This is a genomic window from Clostridium algidicarnis (assembly GCF_000703125.1).
Taxonomy (GTDB): Bacteria; Bacillota; Clostridia; order Clostridiales; family Clostridiaceae; genus Clostridium_L; species Clostridium_L algidicarnis.
Map to the genome: position 1 here is coordinate 1,793,266 of NZ_JNLN01000001.1, position 19,922 is coordinate 1,813,187.

The 19,922-nt window shown below is 29.9% G+C and carries 14 protein-coding genes; 12 read left to right on the top strand and 2 right to left on the bottom strand.

What is annotated here, in order from left to right:
• Positions 1-73 precede the first annotated feature (73 nt).
• The 10 genes from BV55_RS0108630 (at position 74) to BV55_RS0108675 (ending at position 13,747) form a co-directional block, all read left to right on the top strand.
• Complete coding sequence (locus tag BV55_RS0108630) at positions 74-1,522, top strand: NAD(P)/FAD-dependent oxidoreductase (RefSeq protein WP_029452430.1); 1,449 nt, start codon at positions 74-76, stop codon at positions 1,520-1,522.
• A 235-nt stretch (positions 1,523-1,757) separates the two neighbouring features.
• Entirely contained in the window at positions 1,758-2,714 is a 957-nt protein-coding gene (locus tag BV55_RS0108635) for a glycoside hydrolase family 73 protein (RefSeq protein ID WP_029452431.1), read from the top strand.
• 114 nt (positions 2,715-2,828) lie between these two features.
• Entirely contained in the window at positions 2,829-3,068 is a 240-nt protein-coding gene (locus BV55_RS0108640) for a DUF3006 domain-containing protein (RefSeq protein ID WP_029452432.1), read from the top strand.
• The gene (lepB, locus tag BV55_RS0108645; protein WP_084170522.1) at positions 3,061-3,630 is read left to right on the top strand and encodes a signal peptidase I; all 570 of its coding nucleotides are present in this window, start codon (positions 3,061-3,063) and stop codon (positions 3,628-3,630) included. Before BV55_RS0108640 ends, lepB begins: the two co-directional genes overlap by 8 nt.
• Before the next feature lie 42 nt (positions 3,631-3,672).
• Complete coding sequence (gene pepV, locus BV55_RS0108650; protein WP_029452434.1) at positions 3,673-5,064, top strand: dipeptidase PepV; 1,392 nt, start codon at positions 3,673-3,675, stop codon at positions 5,062-5,064.
• Between the two features lie 65 nt (positions 5,065-5,129).
• Positions 5,130-6,992, top strand: coding sequence for an ATP-dependent zinc metalloprotease FtsH (ftsH, locus tag BV55_RS0108655; RefSeq protein ID WP_051652546.1), 1,863 nt, complete (start codon positions 5,130-5,132; stop codon positions 6,990-6,992).
• A gap of 184 nt (positions 6,993-7,176) precedes the next feature.
• On the top strand, positions 7,177-9,318 hold the full coding sequence (locus BV55_RS0108660) for a HelD family protein (protein ID WP_242850867.1): 2,142 nt from the start codon (positions 7,177-7,179) through the stop codon (positions 9,316-9,318).
• 478 nt (positions 9,319-9,796) lie between these two features.
• On the top strand, positions 9,797-11,242 hold the full coding sequence (locus tag BV55_RS0108665; RefSeq protein WP_029452437.1) for an aminoacyl-histidine dipeptidase: 1,446 nt from the start codon (positions 9,797-9,799) through the stop codon (positions 11,240-11,242).
• 190 nt (positions 11,243-11,432) lie between these two features.
• Positions 11,433-13,370 (top strand): OPT family oligopeptide transporter, encoded by a 1,938-nt coding sequence (locus BV55_RS0108670; RefSeq protein WP_029452438.1) that lies wholly within the window; start codon positions 11,433-11,435, stop codon positions 13,368-13,370.
• Between the two features lie 2 nt (positions 13,371-13,372).
• Positions 13,373-13,747: a PqqD family peptide modification chaperone gene (locus BV55_RS0108675; protein ID WP_029452439.1), complete on the top strand. Its 375-nt coding sequence runs from the start codon at positions 13,373-13,375 to the stop codon at positions 13,745-13,747.
• 80 nt (positions 13,748-13,827) lie between these two features.
• Here the strand turns inward: BV55_RS0108675 and BV55_RS0108680 are convergent, their stop codons facing one another.
• On the bottom strand, positions 13,828-14,928 hold the full coding sequence (locus BV55_RS0108680; RefSeq protein ID WP_029452440.1) for a P-loop domain-containing protein: 1,101 nt from the start codon (positions 14,926-14,928) through the stop codon (positions 13,828-13,830).
• Between the two features lie 189 nt (positions 14,929-15,117).
• Between BV55_RS0108680 and BV55_RS0108685 the strand changes: the two genes are divergently transcribed.
• Positions 15,118-16,971: an LTA synthase family protein gene (locus BV55_RS0108685; protein WP_051652464.1), complete on the top strand. Its 1,854-nt coding sequence runs from the start codon at positions 15,118-15,120 to the stop codon at positions 16,969-16,971.
• Positions 16,972-17,066: 95 nt separating this feature from the next.
• Here BV55_RS0108685 and BV55_RS0108690 read toward each other — a convergent pair whose 3' ends face one another.
• The gene (locus tag BV55_RS0108690; protein ID WP_029452442.1) at positions 17,067-18,251 is read right to left on the bottom strand and encodes a cation diffusion facilitator family transporter; all 1,185 of its coding nucleotides are present in this window, start codon (positions 18,249-18,251) and stop codon (positions 17,067-17,069) included.
• A 239-nt stretch (positions 18,252-18,490) separates the two neighbouring features.
• On the opposite strand from BV55_RS0108690, the gene BV55_RS0108695 reads away from it, so the two are divergent.
• Entirely contained in the window at positions 18,491-19,792 is a 1,302-nt protein-coding gene (locus BV55_RS0108695) for a M18 family aminopeptidase (protein ID WP_029452443.1), read from the top strand.
• Positions 19,793-19,922 lie beyond the last annotated feature (130 nt).

Below are 19,922 nucleotides of genomic sequence, written 5' to 3' on the forward strand. Positions count from 1 at the left end.
TTGAGAAGGTGTACTTGAAATATAAATCAAGACACCTTCTCGTCTTTTTATATTTTACAAAGGAGTGAATGCAATGTATGATGTAACCATTATTGGAGCAGGAGTTGTAGGATCTGCTATAGCAAGGGAACTTTCAAAATATAATCTAAAAACTTGTCTTATAGAAAAAGAGGACGATGTTACAACAGGAGCATCTAAGGCAAATAGTGGGATAGTCCATGGAGGCTATTCAGCAAAATATGGAACATTAAAGGGAGAACTTTGTGCTAAGGGAAATAGTATGTATAAGGAATTAGAGGAGCAGCTACACTTTGGATATAAGAAAACAGGAGCCTTAGTTATAGGGTTTGATAAAGAGGATGAGAAAAGAATCAGAGGTCTTTATGATAATGGAATCAAAATAGGCTGTGATGATTTAGAAATTATTTATAAGGATAGAATAAAAGAAATAGAACCAAATATTAATGAAGAAGTTTATGTAGCTTTGTATGCAAAAAGCGTAGGAGTTACATCCCCTTATGAATTTACCATAGCCCTTGCAGAAAATGCTATAAAAAATGGCGTAGAATTAAAACTTGAAACCTTAGTAAAATCTATAGAGAAAAAAGAGGAAAGGTTTATAATAAAAACAAACAAAGAGGATATAGAAAGCAGATATGTAATAAATGCTGCAGGGGTTTACAGCGACAAAATTGCTAACATGGTAGGGCTTTATGATTTTAAAATATTACCAAGAAGAGGACAGTATATATTATTAGGTAAGGATCAAGGAAAGCTTATAAGTACAGTAATATTTCAAGTTCCTACAGAAAAAGGAAAAGGTATACTTGTAACTACCACTTATCATGGGAATTTGATGATAGGACCTAATGCAGAAGAAGTAGACGATAAGATGGATGTAGCAACAGATATAGAAACTTTAAACAAAGTTTTAGATACTGCAAGAATGTCTATTCCAGATTTTGATGTAAAAAAGGCTCTTACAACTTTTTCAGGTATAAGAGCTATAAGTAGCACTGGAGATTTTATAATAGAAGAAAGTAAGGTTAAAGGTTTTATAAATGTAGCAGGGATAGACTCGCCAGGCCTTACATCTTCTCCAGCTATTGCAAAGAAGGTAAGTGCTATATTAAAGGAATCAGGGCTTGTTTTAAATGAAAATGAGAAATTTGATCCTTATAGAAAACCTATTTTTAAAGCAAAAGATATGAATAACAATTTAGGATTAAAAATAGATGATAAGAATCCAGATAAAAATATAATATGTAGATGTGAGACTGTTACAGAGTCAGAGATTGTGGACGCTCTTCACAGAGGAATACCTATAAAATCTACAGATGCTGTAAAAAGAAGAACAAGAGCAGGTATGGGAACATGTCAAGGGAACTTTTGCCAAAGACGAGTTAAGGCAATAATTGCAAGAGAACTAGGATTATCTGTAGAAGATGTAACTGTTAGAGGTGATACATCTACAGAAAAGTTGCAAAGGGTAAATATAAATCTAGTAAGAAAACTAAAATAATAAGATTAAAGTAAAATTAAAGATAGAAAGAGCTATATAAAGAATTGCTTTTATAGCTCTTTTTTTGCATAATAGAATGTAAGACTATTATATATTTAAAGATTATATAAAATAGTTGCCTCAATTTGAATTTAATTAATATTAAAAAAGGCGCTATTGTAAAATTAAGATTTTTATAAGATAATATAAGTAGTTTTGTCACAATATATAAAATATAATTTTAGGGAGAATAATAATGCCAAAAAAGATTAAAAGATTTATTACATCATTTATATTAATAATACTTGCCCTTGCTTTGGCTTATATCTTATATGTAAGAAATTATAATATGAAGTATAAGGATATAAACCTAAAAGATTTTAAGGCTATAGAATACATAAAGGTGGCAGATGAAGCAAGCAAAGGGAAATTACAAGTGAACTGGAAACAAGTAGCAGCAATTGAAGGGGTAATATATAAAAATGATTTTACTTTATCAAACCATATGACCAAACTTGAACTATCAAACAAATTTTTAGAACAAAACCAAGGACAGTTTAAAGTTAAAGATAGTGCTTATAGGCTACTTAGCATGGATGAAGTTATGACAGAACTTGGGTTTAAATCTAAAGAAATAGAAAGAGCTAATAAGTATTTAGAGGATTTGGCTTATAAAGGAACCTTAAAAGAAGAACTTTCAAAGGATAGTATTCAAACGGAATTCATTAATAGCATTAAAGATGAGGCTATGAATGGATATGTTAAATATGGTATATTCCCATCAGTAACAATTGCTCAGGCTATATTAGAATCAGGGTGGGGAGAATCAGAACTTACTGTAAAGGCTAATAATCTTTTTGGAATTAAGGCGGATTCAAGTTGGAAGGGTGAAAAGATTTCAATGAAGACCTCAGAATATAATAATGAAATGATAACGGATAATTTTAGAGTATATGATAATAAAAATGACTCGATAAATGACCATAGGGAGTTTTTGTATAAGAATCCAAGATATAAAGTCTCAGGAGTTTTTAATTGCACACATTATATAGAACAAGTACAAGCTATAGAAAAGGGTGGTTACAGTACTGCTGAAAACCACAAGGGTGAAAAAATATATTCAGAACTTTTAACAACTGTTATAAGAGATTATAATTTACAATTAGTAGATTATGAAGTAGAGATGAATTATTTAACAGGAAAAATAAAATAGTTTATTAATTTTACTTATAAGTATTAAATTTATGTTAATTGCTATTTTAATTAGTGAAACTACAAGTATCATGATATAATTATATCGTGATACTCTTTATTTGGAGGTATAGTAATGGAATTCAAATTAGGTTCAAACAATTTTATAGTAGATCGAATAGAAAGTAATTTAGTTGTATTAGAGGATTATAATGGGGATATATTAAATGTATCTTTAAAGTTGTTTAAAGGACATATTAATGAAGGGGATATTATAACCCTAAAAGGAGAAACCTATTTTAAAGACTCTACGCTTACTAAAAAGAGAAAAGATTATATTAATAATTTAATGAAAGGCATGTGGATAGATGAATAATGATTTCACAGAAGGATATGAAGAAATTAAGAATCCAAAGTCTGACAACAATAAATTTATGAAGATTTTTACAGAATGGATATTACCTATATTATTAGCATTAGTAATAGCAGGACTTATAAATAAATTTTTAGTGTTTAAAGTACTTATACCATCTGAATCTATGCTCCCTACTCTTAAAGTAGGAGATCAGCTATTTGTCACCAAGATATATAATACAGAAAAAATAGAAAGAGGAGATATAGTTGTATTTTATTCTAATGAGCTTGGAGATCTTTTAATCAAAAGAGTAATTGGATTACCAGGGGATGAAATAAATATAGATGATACAGGAAGCGTTTTAGTTAATGGTAGTAAAATTGAAGAAACTTATGTTAAACACCCAGATGGCCATAGTGGTGATTTTAATGTTCCAAATGATAAATTCCTCTTTTTAGGGGATAATAGGGCCAATTCAAAAGATAGTAGACTTTGGAAGGATCCTTATATAGATAAATCCGAGATAAAGGGAAAGGCACAAGTTAGGGTATACCCTTTTGATCGAGTTGGAATGGTTAGATAGATGTAACTGTTGATTTAAAACTAATTTAAGGGGGATTTGATTATTATGATATCTAAAAAGATAGATGAATTAAAAGAGGAACTTATACAATCCACAAGAGATATCTTGATGATAAAAAGCGTTGAAGGAGAGCCAACTAAAAATGCTCCACTAGGGGAAGGTGTATCTGAGGCCTTAGACAAGGCACTAGATATATGTGATAAATTAGGATTTAAAACTGTAAATATGGATGGATATGTAGGTTATGCAGAGTATGGTGAAGGTGAAGAATATATAGGCATTTTAGGACATTTAGATGTAGTTCCAGAGGGCGATGGATGGAAGTATCCACCTTATGCGGCAGAGATTCATGATGGAAAAATATATGCAAGAGGAGCTCTAGATGATAAAGGTCCAATAATGGCAGCTTTGTATGGTCTAAAGGCAGTTAAGGAGAGTAACTTATCCTTAGCTAAAAAGGTGCGTATTATATTTGGAACTAATGAAGAAACAGGATCTAAAGATATGGATTATTACATGAAGTATGAAAAGCCACCTATAGCTGGATTTACTCCAGATGCAGAATATCCTATCATTTATGCGGAAAAAGGTGCCACAATATTTGATATTGTAAAAGAAATAGATGTATTAGAAGATGAAAGTCTTAAGATAAACTATATAAAAGGCGGAAACAGAGCTAATATGGTGCCAGATTATTGTGAATCATCTATATCAGGACTTTCTTATGAATGGTTAACATCTCATATAGAAAAGTTTAACCAAAAAGAAGGACTTAAGGTATTATTAGAACAAGAAAATAAAAATATAATAATTAAGACTTATGGGGTTTCAGCTCATGGAAGTACACCAGAACGAGGCAAAAATGCAATAATGTTTATGATGGATATCTTAAGCAATATTGATATTTCAAATAATTCTTTAAAGAAATTTATAAGTTTTGTTAATAAAAATATAAGTTATGATGTTTATGGAAGAAATTTTGGAGTATACTTAGAAGACAAAGCCTCAGGAAAATTATCTTTTAATGTAGGGGTTATAAATTATAATGAAGGAAAGATTATTATGACCTTAAATCTAAGATATCCTGTAACCTTTAAGCTAGAAGATATGATGGAACCTTTCAAAAAGACTTTAATGGGAACTGGTATTGAAATTAAAAACTTTGAGGAAGATAAGCCATTATATTTTCCACCAGAACATGAATTAATAAAAACATTACAAAAGGTATATAAAGAGCAAACAGGTGATGAACCAAAATTATTAGCTATAGGTGGAGGGACTTATGCAAAAGAAATACCTAATATAGTTGCATTCGGACCAATTTTCCCAGGGAAACCTGATTTAGATCATCAACCTAATGAATATATAGAAATTGACGATTTAATACTAAATGCAAAGATATATGGTAATGCCATATATGAATTAGCGAAATAGACATTAGAAAGGATGTGTAACAACTTTATTTTAAAATTTAGTTAATTTTAAGGTAGGGTAATATGATGTTTAATGATAAAAAATTTAAATACAGGATGGTTTATTTTGTAGGCGTAATACTAGCCATATTTGCAGCAAACTATTTTGCTACAAATATGGGTACAAAAGAAATACCTTACAATCAATTTTTAACTTTAGTCCAAGAAGGAAACGTAGAAAAAGTAGTTATTCAAAGAGATAAAATTGTTATAAAAGCTAAAGAAGGTACTGAATTTGCTGAAAAGGCTTTATATACAGGAAATCTTAGAGATCCTAATCTTATAGAGGTATTAACTAATGCTAACGTAGAATTTAATGCTGATGTTCCAAATAATAGTCCTATCCTAAATTCTATATTATCTATGATTCTTCCTTTAATTATATTTTTTATGATAGGAAGACTTCTTTTTGGTAAAATAGATAAAAAAATGGGCGGCGGGGTTATGTCCTTTGGAAAGAACACTGCTAAACTTTATGCTGAAAATGAAACAGGAAAGACTTTTAAGGATGTTGCAGGTCAAGAAGAAGCAAAGGAATCTTTAGTTGAAATTGTAGATTTCCTTCATAAACCTGAAAGATACGCAGAAATTGGAGCTAGACTACCTAAGGGCGCTCTACTTGTGGGACCTCCAGGTACAGGGAAAACATTACTAGCAAAGGCTGTAGCTGGAGAAGCTAAAGTGCCATTTTTCTCATTATCAGGTTCTGATTTTGTTGAAATGTTCGTGGGAATGGGAGCTTCAAGAGTAAGAGATTTATTTAAGCAAGCAGAAGAAAAGGCTCCATGCATAGTATTTATTGATGAAATAGATGCCATAGGAAAAAGTAGAGATACATCGATGCAAGGTGGTAATGATGAAAGAGAACAAACCTTGAATCAATTACTTTCGGAAATGGATGGTTTTGACTCATCTAAAGGAGTTGTAATATTAGCTGCAACTAATAGACCAGAAATATTAGATAAGGCACTTTTAAGACCAGGTAGATTTGATAGAAGAGTAATTGTGGATAGACCAGATCTTAAAGGTAGAGAAGCTATATTAAAGGTGCATTCAAAAGACGTTAAACTTGGAGATAATGTAGACCTTCTATCTTTGGCAAAATCTACTCCAGGAGCTGTTGGTGCGGATCTTGCTAATATGGTAAATGAAGCTGCTCTAGGAGCTGTAAAAAATAATAGAAAAGTTGTAACCCAAGAAGACTTAGAAGAAGCTGTTGAAGTTGTAATAGCTGGTAAAGAGAAAAAAGACAGAATCATGTCTTCTAACGAAAAGAGAATAGTAGCATTTCATGAAGTAGGGCATGCTCTTGTAGCAGCTACATTAGATAATGCTGATCCAGTTCATAAGATAACCATAGTTCCAAGAACCATGGGAGCTCTTGGATATACTATGCAATTACCAGCAGAAGAAAAGTATTTAGTATCTAAAGAAGAAATGATAGATCAAATAACAGTTATGTTAGGTGGAAGAGCAGCAGAAGAAGTTGAATTTAACAGTATATCCACTGGAGCTTCTAATGATATTGAAAGAGCAACTCAAACTGCTAGAAGTATGGTAACTATGTATGGTATGACAGACAAGTTTGATATGATGGCACTTGAATCTATGAGTAACAGATATCTAGATGGAAGACCAGTCCAAAATTGTAGTGCGGAAACTGCAGCACTTATAGATTCAGAAACTTTAAGTATAATAAAAGGTTGTCACAAAGGTGCTGTTGAGTTATTAAAGGAAAGCAAAGATCTTCTAGTAGAAATATCAGAAACTCTTATTGAAAAAGAAACACTTTCCGGTGATGAATTTATGAGTATAATAAATGCATATAGAGATAGAAATAATCTTCCAAGGATTGAAAGCAAAATTAATATTGAAACTAAGGAAGATTAATATAAATATAAATTAAAATCCTTGGCACTATAGAAGATATAAATTGCTAGTAGATTTTAAAATGGTTATAAGGAGCACTTCTTTAGGATATCCTAAAGCTAAGTGCTCTGTCTATTTTGTAACCTTTTAAAACTTAACAAGAAAGGAGGTATATAGGAAGATTAATGCTTCTTATATTATGATTATGAGTAAGGAAGATGTGAGAGATATGAAAGATACGAAAGATAAAAACAAAGATTTGGAGATTGCTGCAGAAAAGTTAAGGTTAGAATACACTAAAGATATTATAAATAATGAGGTAATTGAGTATTTAAAAAAGAGAAAAGAGATATCACAGTATATATTAGACTATAGGAAAAATGTTATAGAAGAGTTTAGAGATGATGAGGATAAGATAATAGATTATTTTGATCATGAAAGATATATAAAAGAAGAAGCATTCAAAACTATAGATAGAAGGTTAAAAGAACTTACGCAATTAAAGTTATCGCCTTATTTTGGTAAGGTAACCTTTATAGAAGAGGGTGATGATACTAATGAACAAATTTATATTGGTAAATTTGGTGTTATACCTGATTCTAGTATTGATCCTGTTGTAGTTGACTGGAGAGCGCCAGTATCTTCTCTTTTTTATGCAGGGACACTTGGTAAGGCAACTTATAATTCTCCAGAAGGCTTAGTTAATACTGATATAGTAGAAAGAAGACAGTTTATAATAAAAAAGGCTGAACTTCAAGGTATGTTTGATTCTGAACTAGATATAAAAGATGAGATATTGCAAATAGTATTAAGTAGTAATAGCTCTGAAAAGTTAAAAGATATAATAACTACAATTCAAAAAGAACAAGATATAATAATAAGGTATCCAAAAGGTGGAGTGGTTGCAGTTAATGGTGTGGCAGGTAGTGGAAAAACTACTATAGCCTTACACAGAGTTGCGTATCTTATATATAATAACAGAAAGGCATTAGAAAATAAGGTTTTAATACTAGGACCTAACAATATATTTATGGAGTATATATCAAGTGTGCTACCAAGTTTAGGTGAAGTAGCTGTAAAGCAAGAGACTTTTCAAGATTTTGCAAAAGACATATTAGAAATTAAATCAGAAGTAATGAACTTTAAAGATTATGTTGAGTCTATAGTAAGAGAAGATAAAGAATTAATAAAAGATATAGAATATAAGAATTCAAGGGAGTATATTAAATTTTTAGATCAACATATAGGGATATTAAATAAGGATTACTTTCAGATAGAGGACCTTTATTTTAGAGATGAAATTATTGTAGAAAAAAGTGAAATTGAAGAAATGTTTAATATCCATTATGCATATATGCCTCTTTTTAAAAGAAGCAAGAGAATAAGAAGAGTTTTAATTAGTAAAATAAAAGATAAAAGAGATGATTATTTTAGAAAAATAGAAAAGAAATACAAAGAACTAATAGATAATCTTTCAGAGGAAGAAAAAAATGATGAAATGAATACCATAGAATACAATAGAAAACTACAAATAAGAGAACTCATAAGGGATGTCATGAGTTGCAAAGAACAATTACATTGGCTAGATAATGAATCGCTAGAAGAGATATACCTAAGGTTAAATGAAAATAATAAGTTGATTATAGATGATTTAGCACCCATGCTATATCTTAAGTTAAAGCTATATGGAGTGAAATATGAAGGTGATATAAAACATGTAGTTATAGATGAAGCACAAGATTACAGTTTGATTCAAATGCAAGTAATAAAAGAGATTACAAAATGCAATTCTTTTACTATAGTAGGGGATATCAATCAAAGACTTATAAATAACAAAAATAATCCAGCTTTAGATGATTTAAATGAAGTGTTTACGGAAGATTTAAAATATTTCAATCTAAATAAAAGCTATAGATCAACAAAGCAAATAATAGATTATGCTAATGGATACTTAACAGAAGATAAAATAGTACCTTTTGTAAGAGATGGTGAAGAGGTAGAATATAAAATATTCAAAGAAAAATCTCAGCTTATTAAAAGTTTAAAAGATGCTTTAGAAAATTTTAAAAATAAGGGGTATGACACTATAGCTGTAATATGCAGGGACGAAGGTATGGTAAATTCAATAAAGAAACCTTTGAAGGATGAGGTGCTAATAAAAGTCATTGCATCAGAAGATGACATATATAGTGGTGGAGCAGTGCTAATACCATCTTATTTTGCAAAAGGATTAGAATTTGATGCAGCAATTTTGGTAGATAATAAGCAAGAAAAAAGAGAAGATCTAGTAAAATATGTTATGTGTACTAGGGCATTACATGAACTAAAGGAATTTAATTTAATATAATAACTTAACATTTAAAACTAAAGTGTTATAAAAGGTTTAACACTTTAGTTTGTTTTTTTTAATATCTTAAAAGTTTATAGTATAGATAAATAATAATTTTGCAATTTTAAAAAGATATATTTCATTAAATATTATTAAATGAAATAATATGTTGAAAAATAAATAAATTATCAAAAAATTCGCAATAATATTAAATAATATTAAACAAAAACAAGAAAAATAGTAGTATAATATTATTTGTATGGCTAAATTAATAATTAAATAATAAAACCCTCACTAAAACGTGATATGTATAAAAAAGCAATGTATATACAACGGATTTTTGAAATACATATCCTTGAATTTGTGTTTTTTTAGTGTTATATTTTAAAATATTAAAACTAATAGCATGAAAGAAAACCTTTTCTGTTAGACTAGAGAGGGGACTTAATTGTTAATAAGGTTATAATAAATATCTAAATAAAAAGGAGGAATAATAATGAGTTTTACAAGTAATTTAAAACCCCAAAACGTTTTTAACTTTTTTGAAGAATTAACTAAGATACCACACTGCTCAGCAGAAGAAAAACAAATAAGCGATTATTTAGTGAATTTTGCAAAGATAAGAAGTTTAGAGGTAGTACAAGATAAGAACCTAAATGTAATTATAAAGAAACAAGGAACCAAAGGATATGAAAATGCTCCTACAGTAATAATTCAAGGACATATGGACATGGTTTGTGAAAAATCAAAGGATAGTTCACATGACTTTTCAAAAGATGCTTTAGAATTAAGACTAGATGGAGATCATTTATATGCAACAAATACAACTTTAGGTGGAGATGATGGAATAGCTGTAGCTTACGGCTTAGCATTGTTAGATTCCGATAGTATAGCACATCCTCCAATTGAACTTTTAATTACTACTGAAGAAGAAACAGGAATGTTCGGAGCTGATGCTTTAGACCCTTCTAGCTTAAAGGGTAAAATACTTTTAAACATAGATGCTGAAGAAGAAGGCATATACCTAGTAAGTTGTGCTGGTGGAGTAAATTCAACAGTTATATTTAAACCAACCTTTGAAGAAACTTCAAAGGAAACTGTAGAAATTGAGATTTCTGGTTTAAATGGTGGACATTCAGGTATGGAGATAATAAAACAAAGAGCTAATGCTGTTAAGTTAATGGGAAGAGTTCTTAACTCATTAAAGAAGGAACTATCTTTTAACTTAGTATCAATGAATGGTGGATCAAAACACAATGCTATTGCTCGTGAATGTAACTCAATTATCACAGTTAATTCAGATGAATTTACAAAGGTACAAGACTTATGCAAAAAGTTAGAAGAAACATTTAAAAATGAATTTAGAGTAGAAGATCCAAATATAAGTATAAATGTTTCAAAATCAGGGAAATCTAAAAGACAAATGAGCTGTGAAGATACAGAAAAGTTAATCACATTTTTAATGACAGTTCCAAATGGTGTTCAAACTGTAAGTAAAGACATTGAAAACTTAGTTGAAAGTAGTTTAAACATAGGAATTTTAGAAACTTGTAATGATGAAGTTAAATTTACTATATCAGTTAGAAGTTCCGTTAAGAGTTTGAAATATGAAATTTCAGAAAGAATAGAATCTCTAGCAAAAATAACTGGAGGTAATTTTACAACTTCTAACGAATATCCAGAATGGCAATATGAAGAGAACTCAAAAATAAGAGAGTTATGTATAGAAACTCACAAAAAATTATTTAACGAAGAACCAAAGATTGATGCAATACACGCTGGACTTGAGTGTGGACTTCTAAAAGAAAAGATGCAAGATACAGATATGATAAGTTTTGGACCTAACTTATATGATGTCCATACACCAAATGAACATTTAAGTGTATCGTCTGTAGAAAGAGTATGGAACTTCTTACAAGAACTACTTAAAAATATAAAATAATAAATAAGTTTTTATTAGTTTAGTGAGTGTTAATATTTACTAGAATTGCTACGTTGTATTTACTTGGATTATTAATTTTAAATTTGTTATCAATATAAAATTATATCTCATGTATTCTTTTATAAAAGGAACATGAGATATGTATTTTAGCAATTATATTAATATATATTAAGAAAGGTTGGGTTTACCAATGGCAAGTGATAAAAAGAAACTTTCTAGCACCGCATATTCCGGATGCAAAGGCGAGGATTATGTACCATTTATATCTACAACAGTAGCAATGCCTGAAACTACAGGTTATTCAATTATACTTGGAATTTTGTTTGCAGCTTTATTCGCAGCAGCAAACACATATCTTGGATTAAAAGTAGGTCTTACAATTTCTGCAGGAATACCTGGTGCTATTTTAGCTACAGGAATCTTGAAGGGATTATTTAAAAGAAACAGTATTTTAGAAGCTAATATGGTATCATCATTAGCAGCAATGGGAGAATCAATAGCAGGTGGAATTATATTCGTATTACCTGCATTAATACTTTCAAATTTTGGCCTAAGCATTACAACTGTAGTAGCTGTAACTGTAGTAGGTGGACTTATGGGAGTATTCTTTGTAACACCATTAAGAAGATTCTTAATAGTTGAAGAGCATGGTAATTTAGTTTACCCTGAGGCTATGGCAGCAGCTGAAGTCTTAGTTACTGGTAGTGAAGGTGGAAGTGCTTTTAAAACAGTTTTAACAGGACTTGGAATGGGTGGAGCATATAAATTCTTATCAGGTGGAACTAGATTATGGGCTGAACAAGCTACATATACAATAAAAAGTTACCAAGGAACAATGATAGGAGTAGATACATTAGCATCATTACTTGGTGTTGGATTTATAGTAGGTACGAATGCATCTTTACTTATGTTTGGTGGATCTTTCGTTGCTTGGTTTGCTTTTATACCATTAATAAAATATTTAGGAAGCGGACTTGCAGCACCATTATTTCCTTCAGCTAAATTAATTTCAGAAATGTCAGCAATGGAAATATGGAAAAGCTATATAAGATATATTGGTGCAGGTGCGGTTGCAATGGGTGGATTTATTTCACTTATTAAATCTTTACCTACAATCATAAAGAGCTTTAAACAAGCAATGTCAGGTATTGGTTCAAAAATAAATGGCGAAGTAGACAGAATAGATGTTGAAGCACCTTTAATATGGGTTATCGCGGCAGCAATACTTGGATTCCTTTTAACTTGGTTATTACCAGCTATAGGAGGAGGATTCATTGGAGGATTACTAGTTGTAGTATTTAGTTTCTTCTTCTCAGTTGTATCTGCTAGAATGGTAGGTATAATCGGAGCTTCAAACAATCCAGTTTCAGGAATGACTATAGCAACATTATTATTTGTTACAACAGTATTAAAACTTACAGGATCAGTAGGAGACGAAGGTATTAAAAAGGCACTATTAATAGGTGGAGTTGTGTGCGTTGCTATTGCAGTTGCAGGTGGAACAGCACAAAGTTTAAAGACAACATTTATTATAGGAGGTACTCCTAAAAAGGTTCAAGTTGGTATGTTTGTTGCAGTAGCATTTGCTTCTGTATTCTCAGGGCTAGTAATAAAAATGCTAGATAAAGCTTATGGAATAGGTAGTGCAGCTGTAGCAGCACCACAAGCAGTATTAATGAAGATGATTGTCGAAGGAATTATGACAGCTCAACTTCCATGGACATTGGTTATAGTAGGAGCTGCAATCGCTATATTCTGCGAACTTGCAAAGATTCCTATATTACCAGTTGCTTTAGGATTATATTTACCTATAACATTAAACACAGCTATATTATCTGGTGGATTAATCAGAGTTCTAGTTGAGAAGAAATTCAAGAATAATGAAGAAAGAAAGTCAGGTTCTTTAGAAAAAGGAACATTACTTGCTTCAGGACTTGTAGCAGGAGATGCTCTAGTAGGTATTATAATAGCTATATTTGCAACTTTAAGCTTAGACGAAAAACTAGGTTTTGGAGCTAAAATAGCACCTAGCATAACTCAAGGAAACTTATTATCATTTATTATGTTCCTTGGATTAGCAGTATGGATATACATGTTTTCAACTAGAGAAGACAAAGGAGTTATCTAATTATGAGTAATACCCAAGATGAAAAATACAACTTTGTACTATATGTGCCAGAAATAAAGCATGATAGATGGGAAGAGAAAGACGGAAAGGTTACTCTATACTATGAAGTAACAGATCCTGTTAAAAAGTTTGCAGCATGGCTTGTAAAAAAACCAAAGGTCTGCGATATTGAATTTGATGAACTTTGTTCTTCCGCATGGTTACTTATAGATGGCGAAAGAAGCATATATGATATTGCAAAGATAGTTTCATCAAAGGCTGGAGACGATATAGATGAATCTTTACGTAGATTAATTATTTACCTAAAGTATTTAGCTAAAAGAGGGTGGGTTACTTTTAAAAAGTCAAACTCTTCATCAGATCTAGAGTCAGAATAAATCATTAAAAATTAATTTAATAACTAAATTAATTCAGTATAGTCTTAGTTTATGATATTCATAAACTAAGACTATATTTTTTATTGGAAAGACATAATTTTAGTTATGATATTTTCATAAATGGCGTCAATTTCTTTAAAGTTCATGCTATTTATATAAATATCTTCTAAGGTATTTCTAATGACTTTAACTTCAGATAATATATTTAAAGCTTTTGATAAAAGTTCATAAAAAAGATCTTCACTATATTTTATTTCAGATTCATATTTATTTAAAATATCTTTATTTAAAATTGTATCCATGTCTATTTGTAATTCTACATCGGTTAAGTTTTCTTTAAAATATTCTTTATTTATCTCATTACAAGTTAATAGTGCAATGGATAGGTCAGGAATTAATATATGCTCTAATCTTTTAGGTATAAAAGGGTCGTGAAAGGCTTCTACATAAAGATCTCTTTTAATTGCCTCTTCATAAATATATTTTAAAACCTCTCTACTCCCTGTACCAGCATCACCCTTTAACAAATAAACAGTGTTATAACCTTTGTAAAGAGTATCAACAAAGGTTTCTATACCAGTAGGTGTAAATGCAGTGGCAAAAAGATGCCTTGATGTACCAACACCAGATACGTTCATAGGTAATAACTTATGTTTCAAATCTTCCTTAATTAAATTAAGTTTTGAAACATTCAAAGCAAGTTTATTTAAAGATTCCAAGTCCTCAAACACTACTCTTGAAGCTCTAAGATATTTATAGGCACGATTAAAATATAGGGACACTTCTTTACTTATATCCATTATTTTTTCTTTTTCGCCCCTTATTTTATCTTCATCTAAGTATTTAGCTAAATCTAATATTTCATCAACAGCCCCAGGGGTCTTAGGATCAATTGAATGAGGCGCAGTACCATCTATCATAGCAACTTTAAGTTCTGTTATAAGAATTCCATCTAAAGAATCAACATCTGAAGAACAATGATGAAATTCTACAGTATAGCCTTTTTCTTTAAAATGGTTGCCTACCTTTTTTAACATAAAAGATTTACCTGTACCAGGACCACCTTTTATACAGATAATCTTGTTAGCTTCCTTTTGAGATAATATATATTGAAAGTTAGAAAAGAATCCTTCAGAACTATTGCTACCTAAAAACATATGTCTTTCTAAATTATTTACCATTAAATCACGCTCCTAAATTAAAAATTAATACATGTTATGAAGATTTATTTTATTAGGTCAGTACTTATAGTATAATCAATAGTTAGTTAGTAGATTCTTAAAAATAACAATTATTAAGTGAAAATTTAATTATGTGAGGAGGAATTTTATGAATCAATATAATTTAATAAAAGGTGAGGGTGAATTACTATGAATATGTTTGCCAAAACCAAAAAGATTTTTGATAAAGAAAATATTAAGGTTATATGGGCTAAAAGAGATAAAATTGCATCATTTACGTTTTTTTGTTTAATTATAAAATATATTTTATTTCAAGGTATTGTAAATAGTAAAAACTCTTCTAGGTTTAACTTAATTGGAGTCTATTTTACTGTTGGACCTATAATTTCTCATGCTATGTTTTTCTTAATATTTATAAGCATAGGATTTTTATTAAAGAAAAACAGAGGAATTTATTACATAATATTTCACATGCTTATAACAATATTATTGCTTCTAGATCTTTTTTATTACAGAAACTATGGAACATTCTTATCTTTTTATTTTATTAAAAACAAGGAGATATTTAATCCGCTAAATAGAAACTTGATTCAGATAAGACCTATTGATATTTTATTAGTAATGGATATACCCTTTATTATAAAAAAGTATAATGAGAAAAAAGGAGATAACCTTTATAATCGAAGAAATATAGTAGCATTTTTAATTATGTTGTCAATTTCTGTTACAAAGATAGGTTGTGATCACTACATTATAGATGTAAAAGATGTAAGTAAGGGTAACATTATGTTCTTTAGGAATTCTTGGTATCCCTTTCAGACAATGTCGAACTTATCGCCTATAGGATATCACTTTTTTGATGCTGTTAGACAGTTTAATGATTCAAAATCTATAGAACTTTCTAAAAGTGAAAAAGAGGAAATAAATAATTGGTATATAGAAAAAGAAAGATTACTAAATTATAAAGATGAAAACAATAGCTATAAGGGGCAACTTAAAGGAAAAAACTTAATATTTATACAAGTAGAGTCTCTAGAAAACTTTGTTATAGGAGAAAAGGTTCAAGGTCAGGAGATAACTCCTAATTTAAACAAAATGGTTAAAAACTCTTTTTACTTTAATAACATATATGAGCAGACAGGCTCTGGAACTAGTGCTGATGGAGATTTTATTAGTAATACATCTATACTACCATTAAAATCTGGGGTAGCGTATATGGATCATGCTGCTAATAAATATAAATCTATGCCAGATCTTATGAAGGGTTTAGGATACAATACCATATCTACTCACCCAGAAAAAGGCGGTAATTGGAATTGGCTTCATAATCATAAAGCCTTAGGATATGAGAAAATATTTGATATTAATGATTATAAATTAGAGGAGGTAATAGGGGCTGGACTTTCCGATGGATCTTTCTTTAATCAGATATCAGATAAAATTTCAAAAGAAGATATGCCTTTCTTTTTGCATATGGCAACACTTACAAGTCATGGACCCTTTGATTTACCAGGGAATAAAAAGGCTTTAAATTTACCAAGTGAGTTAGATAAAAATGTACTAGGTAAGTTTTTTCAAAGTATTAATTATGTAGATAGGGAAATAGGAAACTTTATGAATACACTTAAAGATAAGGACATGTTAGATGATACCGTTGTTGTTATTTATGGTGATCATACAGGTGTGCATAAATTTTATGAAGATAAGTTAAAAGGGTTAGATGTAGAAAATGAAAAATGGTTAGAAAAAGAAATGAAAGTACCCTTTATTATATATAATGAGAATATTAAGGGCGAAACTTTTAATAATGTAGGTGGGCAGATAGATATTATGCCAACAGTAGCCTATCTTATGGGTGTTCCAGAAGAAGAATTTAATAATTCAGCTATGGGAAGAGTCATGTTTCAAGATAATTGGAATTTTACTGTGTTATTTTCTGGGGAAGTTGTAGGGAATCCACCCTCAGATAAAGAAAAGGATTTAATGCTAAAAGGTCCTTATATTTCTAACAAGATAATAAAAGGAAATTATTTTAAAAAATAAAAAAGAGCTATATTACTTTAGATGTCAATTTTTAAAGTAATATAGCTCTTATATATTTAAAGAAGTCTCTCTAAACTTAAGTTTAAATGTTATGTTTAAATCACAGTAAAATCATTATCAATAGTTATTACACAATTATAATAAGGTGATAGTCTTTTTACATTCATAGATATCATGTCTATAAGTTCTGTGTCAGTAATTTCTTTTCCTCTTTTACTAGAGTCTACAACTATATCAAAAATAAGATTTTTATGGTCACCTTCTCCAACAACCCTAAAATCATGCATAGACTTTATTACTCCTATTTTATTTAAAATACTTTGGAGTTCCTCTTGAGTTTTTAATATTTCTTTATCATCTACACAAATAGGATCTGTATGTATAACTAAATGAATATTAAATTTTTCTGAAACTTCCTTTTCAGCTTTATCTATAATCTCATGTATTTTCACTATAGAAGATGTACTAGGAACTTCAGCATGAATAGAAGCCATAGCTTTACCTGGCCCATAATTATGAATAATAAGGTCATGAACCCCGGATATTTCATCATAAGATAAAACACCTTCTTTTATATTACTTGTTAATTTTTTATCAGGTGATTCACCAAGAAGAGGACTTAGTGTGTCTTTTATTAGTGAATATCCTGAATATAAAATGATTAAAGATACTATTACGCCTATATAACCATCTATTGGAAAGCTGATCCAATTAGAAAGCAATAGTGATAAAGCAACTGTACTAGAAGTAACTACATCTCCTAAAGCATCTATAGATGCAGCTTTTAAAGCAGAAGAATTAATTCTCTTTCCAATAAGTTTATTAAATCTGCTTAGCCATATTTTGAAAAGTATAGACACAAGTAGTAGTATGAAGGGTGCAGTTTCAAAGCTTACCACTTCAGGATTTATGATCCTTTGGAAGGAGGATTTAATAAATTGAATACCAACCATCATTACCATAAATGCTACTATAAGGCCGGAGATATATTCTAGTCTACCATGGCCAAAAGGATGTTCTTCGTCTGCAGGTAAACTAGATAATTTAAATCCAAGGATGGTAATTAATGAAGAAGCTGCATCAGATAAGTTATTAAAGGCATCTGCTGTGACAGCTATACTTCCAACTATAAGCCCTATAGATAATTTAATTGCAAATAGCAAAGAATTAATTATAATTCCAATAATCCCACCAAGGAAACCATAGGAGTTTCTTACCTTTTCTTCTTCAGTATTTTTATAATTCTTAACAAACTTTTTTACAAGAAAATCTGATATCATAAATACACTTCCTTATTTCTTTGTCATTAGCTTTACATTATACCACAGGATTTATTAACAATCTATAGATTTTGATTATCAAATGATAATGAAGTTTGGGCGTATATAGTTATCATAAGTCTTTAGAAGTTAGAATGATTAAATGAAGGAATACATTAGGTTAAAATATTATATAAATGTAAGGCATGCTAATAATATTTATGTTAAAATAATAATGGAAGTTAAGAGGGGGTAATATTATGGAAAAAAATATTAAATTAGCAAATGAATTAATAGATTTTATCTATGAGAGTCCTACAGCCTTTCACGCAGTTAGCACTATAAAATCAATGTTAAAACAAGAAGGTTTTACAGAAGTTTTGGATTCTGAAAAATGGGATCTTAAAAAGGGTGGAAAGTATTTCACAACTCAAAATGATTCAGCTCTTATTGCTTTTGTAGTAGGAGACGGAGAGCTAGAAAGCAATGGATTTAAACTAATAGGTGCACATACAGATTCACCTTCATTTAGAATAAAGCCATTTCCAGAAATGACTTCTGAAAATACTTATGTAAGATTAAATACAGAGGTTTATGGTGGTCCAATACTTAATACTTGGCTTGACAGACCACTTTCTATAGCAGGTAGAGTTACTTTAAGAGGGAATAATCCACTTTCCCCAGAAACAAGACTGTTGAATATAAATAAACCAATACTTATAATTCCTAATATAGCAATACACATGAATAGAGAAGTAAATCAAGGAGTGGAACTAAACAAACAAAAAGATACCCTTCCACTGTTGTCACTTGTAAATGAAAGCCTTGAAAAAGATAAGTATTTAATAAATACTATAGCGGCAGAGCTTTCTGTAAATGTAAGTGATATATTAGATTTTGATTTATTCCTTTATGAATATGAAAAAGGAAGCGTTATAGGCTTAAATGAAGAGTTTATATCCTCATCAAGGCTAGATGACCTTGCTATGGTTCATGCAGGGATAAAGGCACTTATAAATACAAAGGTTAATATGGCTACAAATGTTATGGTGTGTTTCGACAATGAAGAGGTAGGAAGTTCTACAAAACAAGGAGCAGATTCTAATCTATTAAGCAACATATTAGAAAGAATAGCTTTAAGTTTTAATAAAGGCAGAGAAGATTTCTTTAGAGCACTTTCAAAGTCCTTTATGATATCAGCAGACTTAGCTCATGCGGTTCATCCAAATGCAGGTGAAAAACATGATCCTGTAAATAGACCTGTTATAAATAAAGGACCAGTTATAAAGATAAGTGCAAATCAAAGCTATACCTCAGACAGTAACTCTATAGCAGTATATGAGCAAATTTGTAACAATGCAGGAGTACCTGTACAAAAGTTTGTAAATAGATCAGACTTAAGAGGTGGATCTACTATAGGACCTATATCATCTACACATCTTCATATAAGATCTGTAGATATTGGAACACCAATACTTGCAATGCACTCTATAAGAGAGCTTGGTGGAATAGAAGATCAAGAATCTATAACTAAATCATTTGAAGAGTTTTATAAAATTTAAATAACTTATTACAATCTTTATCAAGAATGAAATTTAAAGGATACCGGAAAAGAAATTTACTGGTATCCTTATTTTTGTTTTTGTATCTATAATTTTATGTGAATATGTGAATACTAAAAAGGCATGTTAC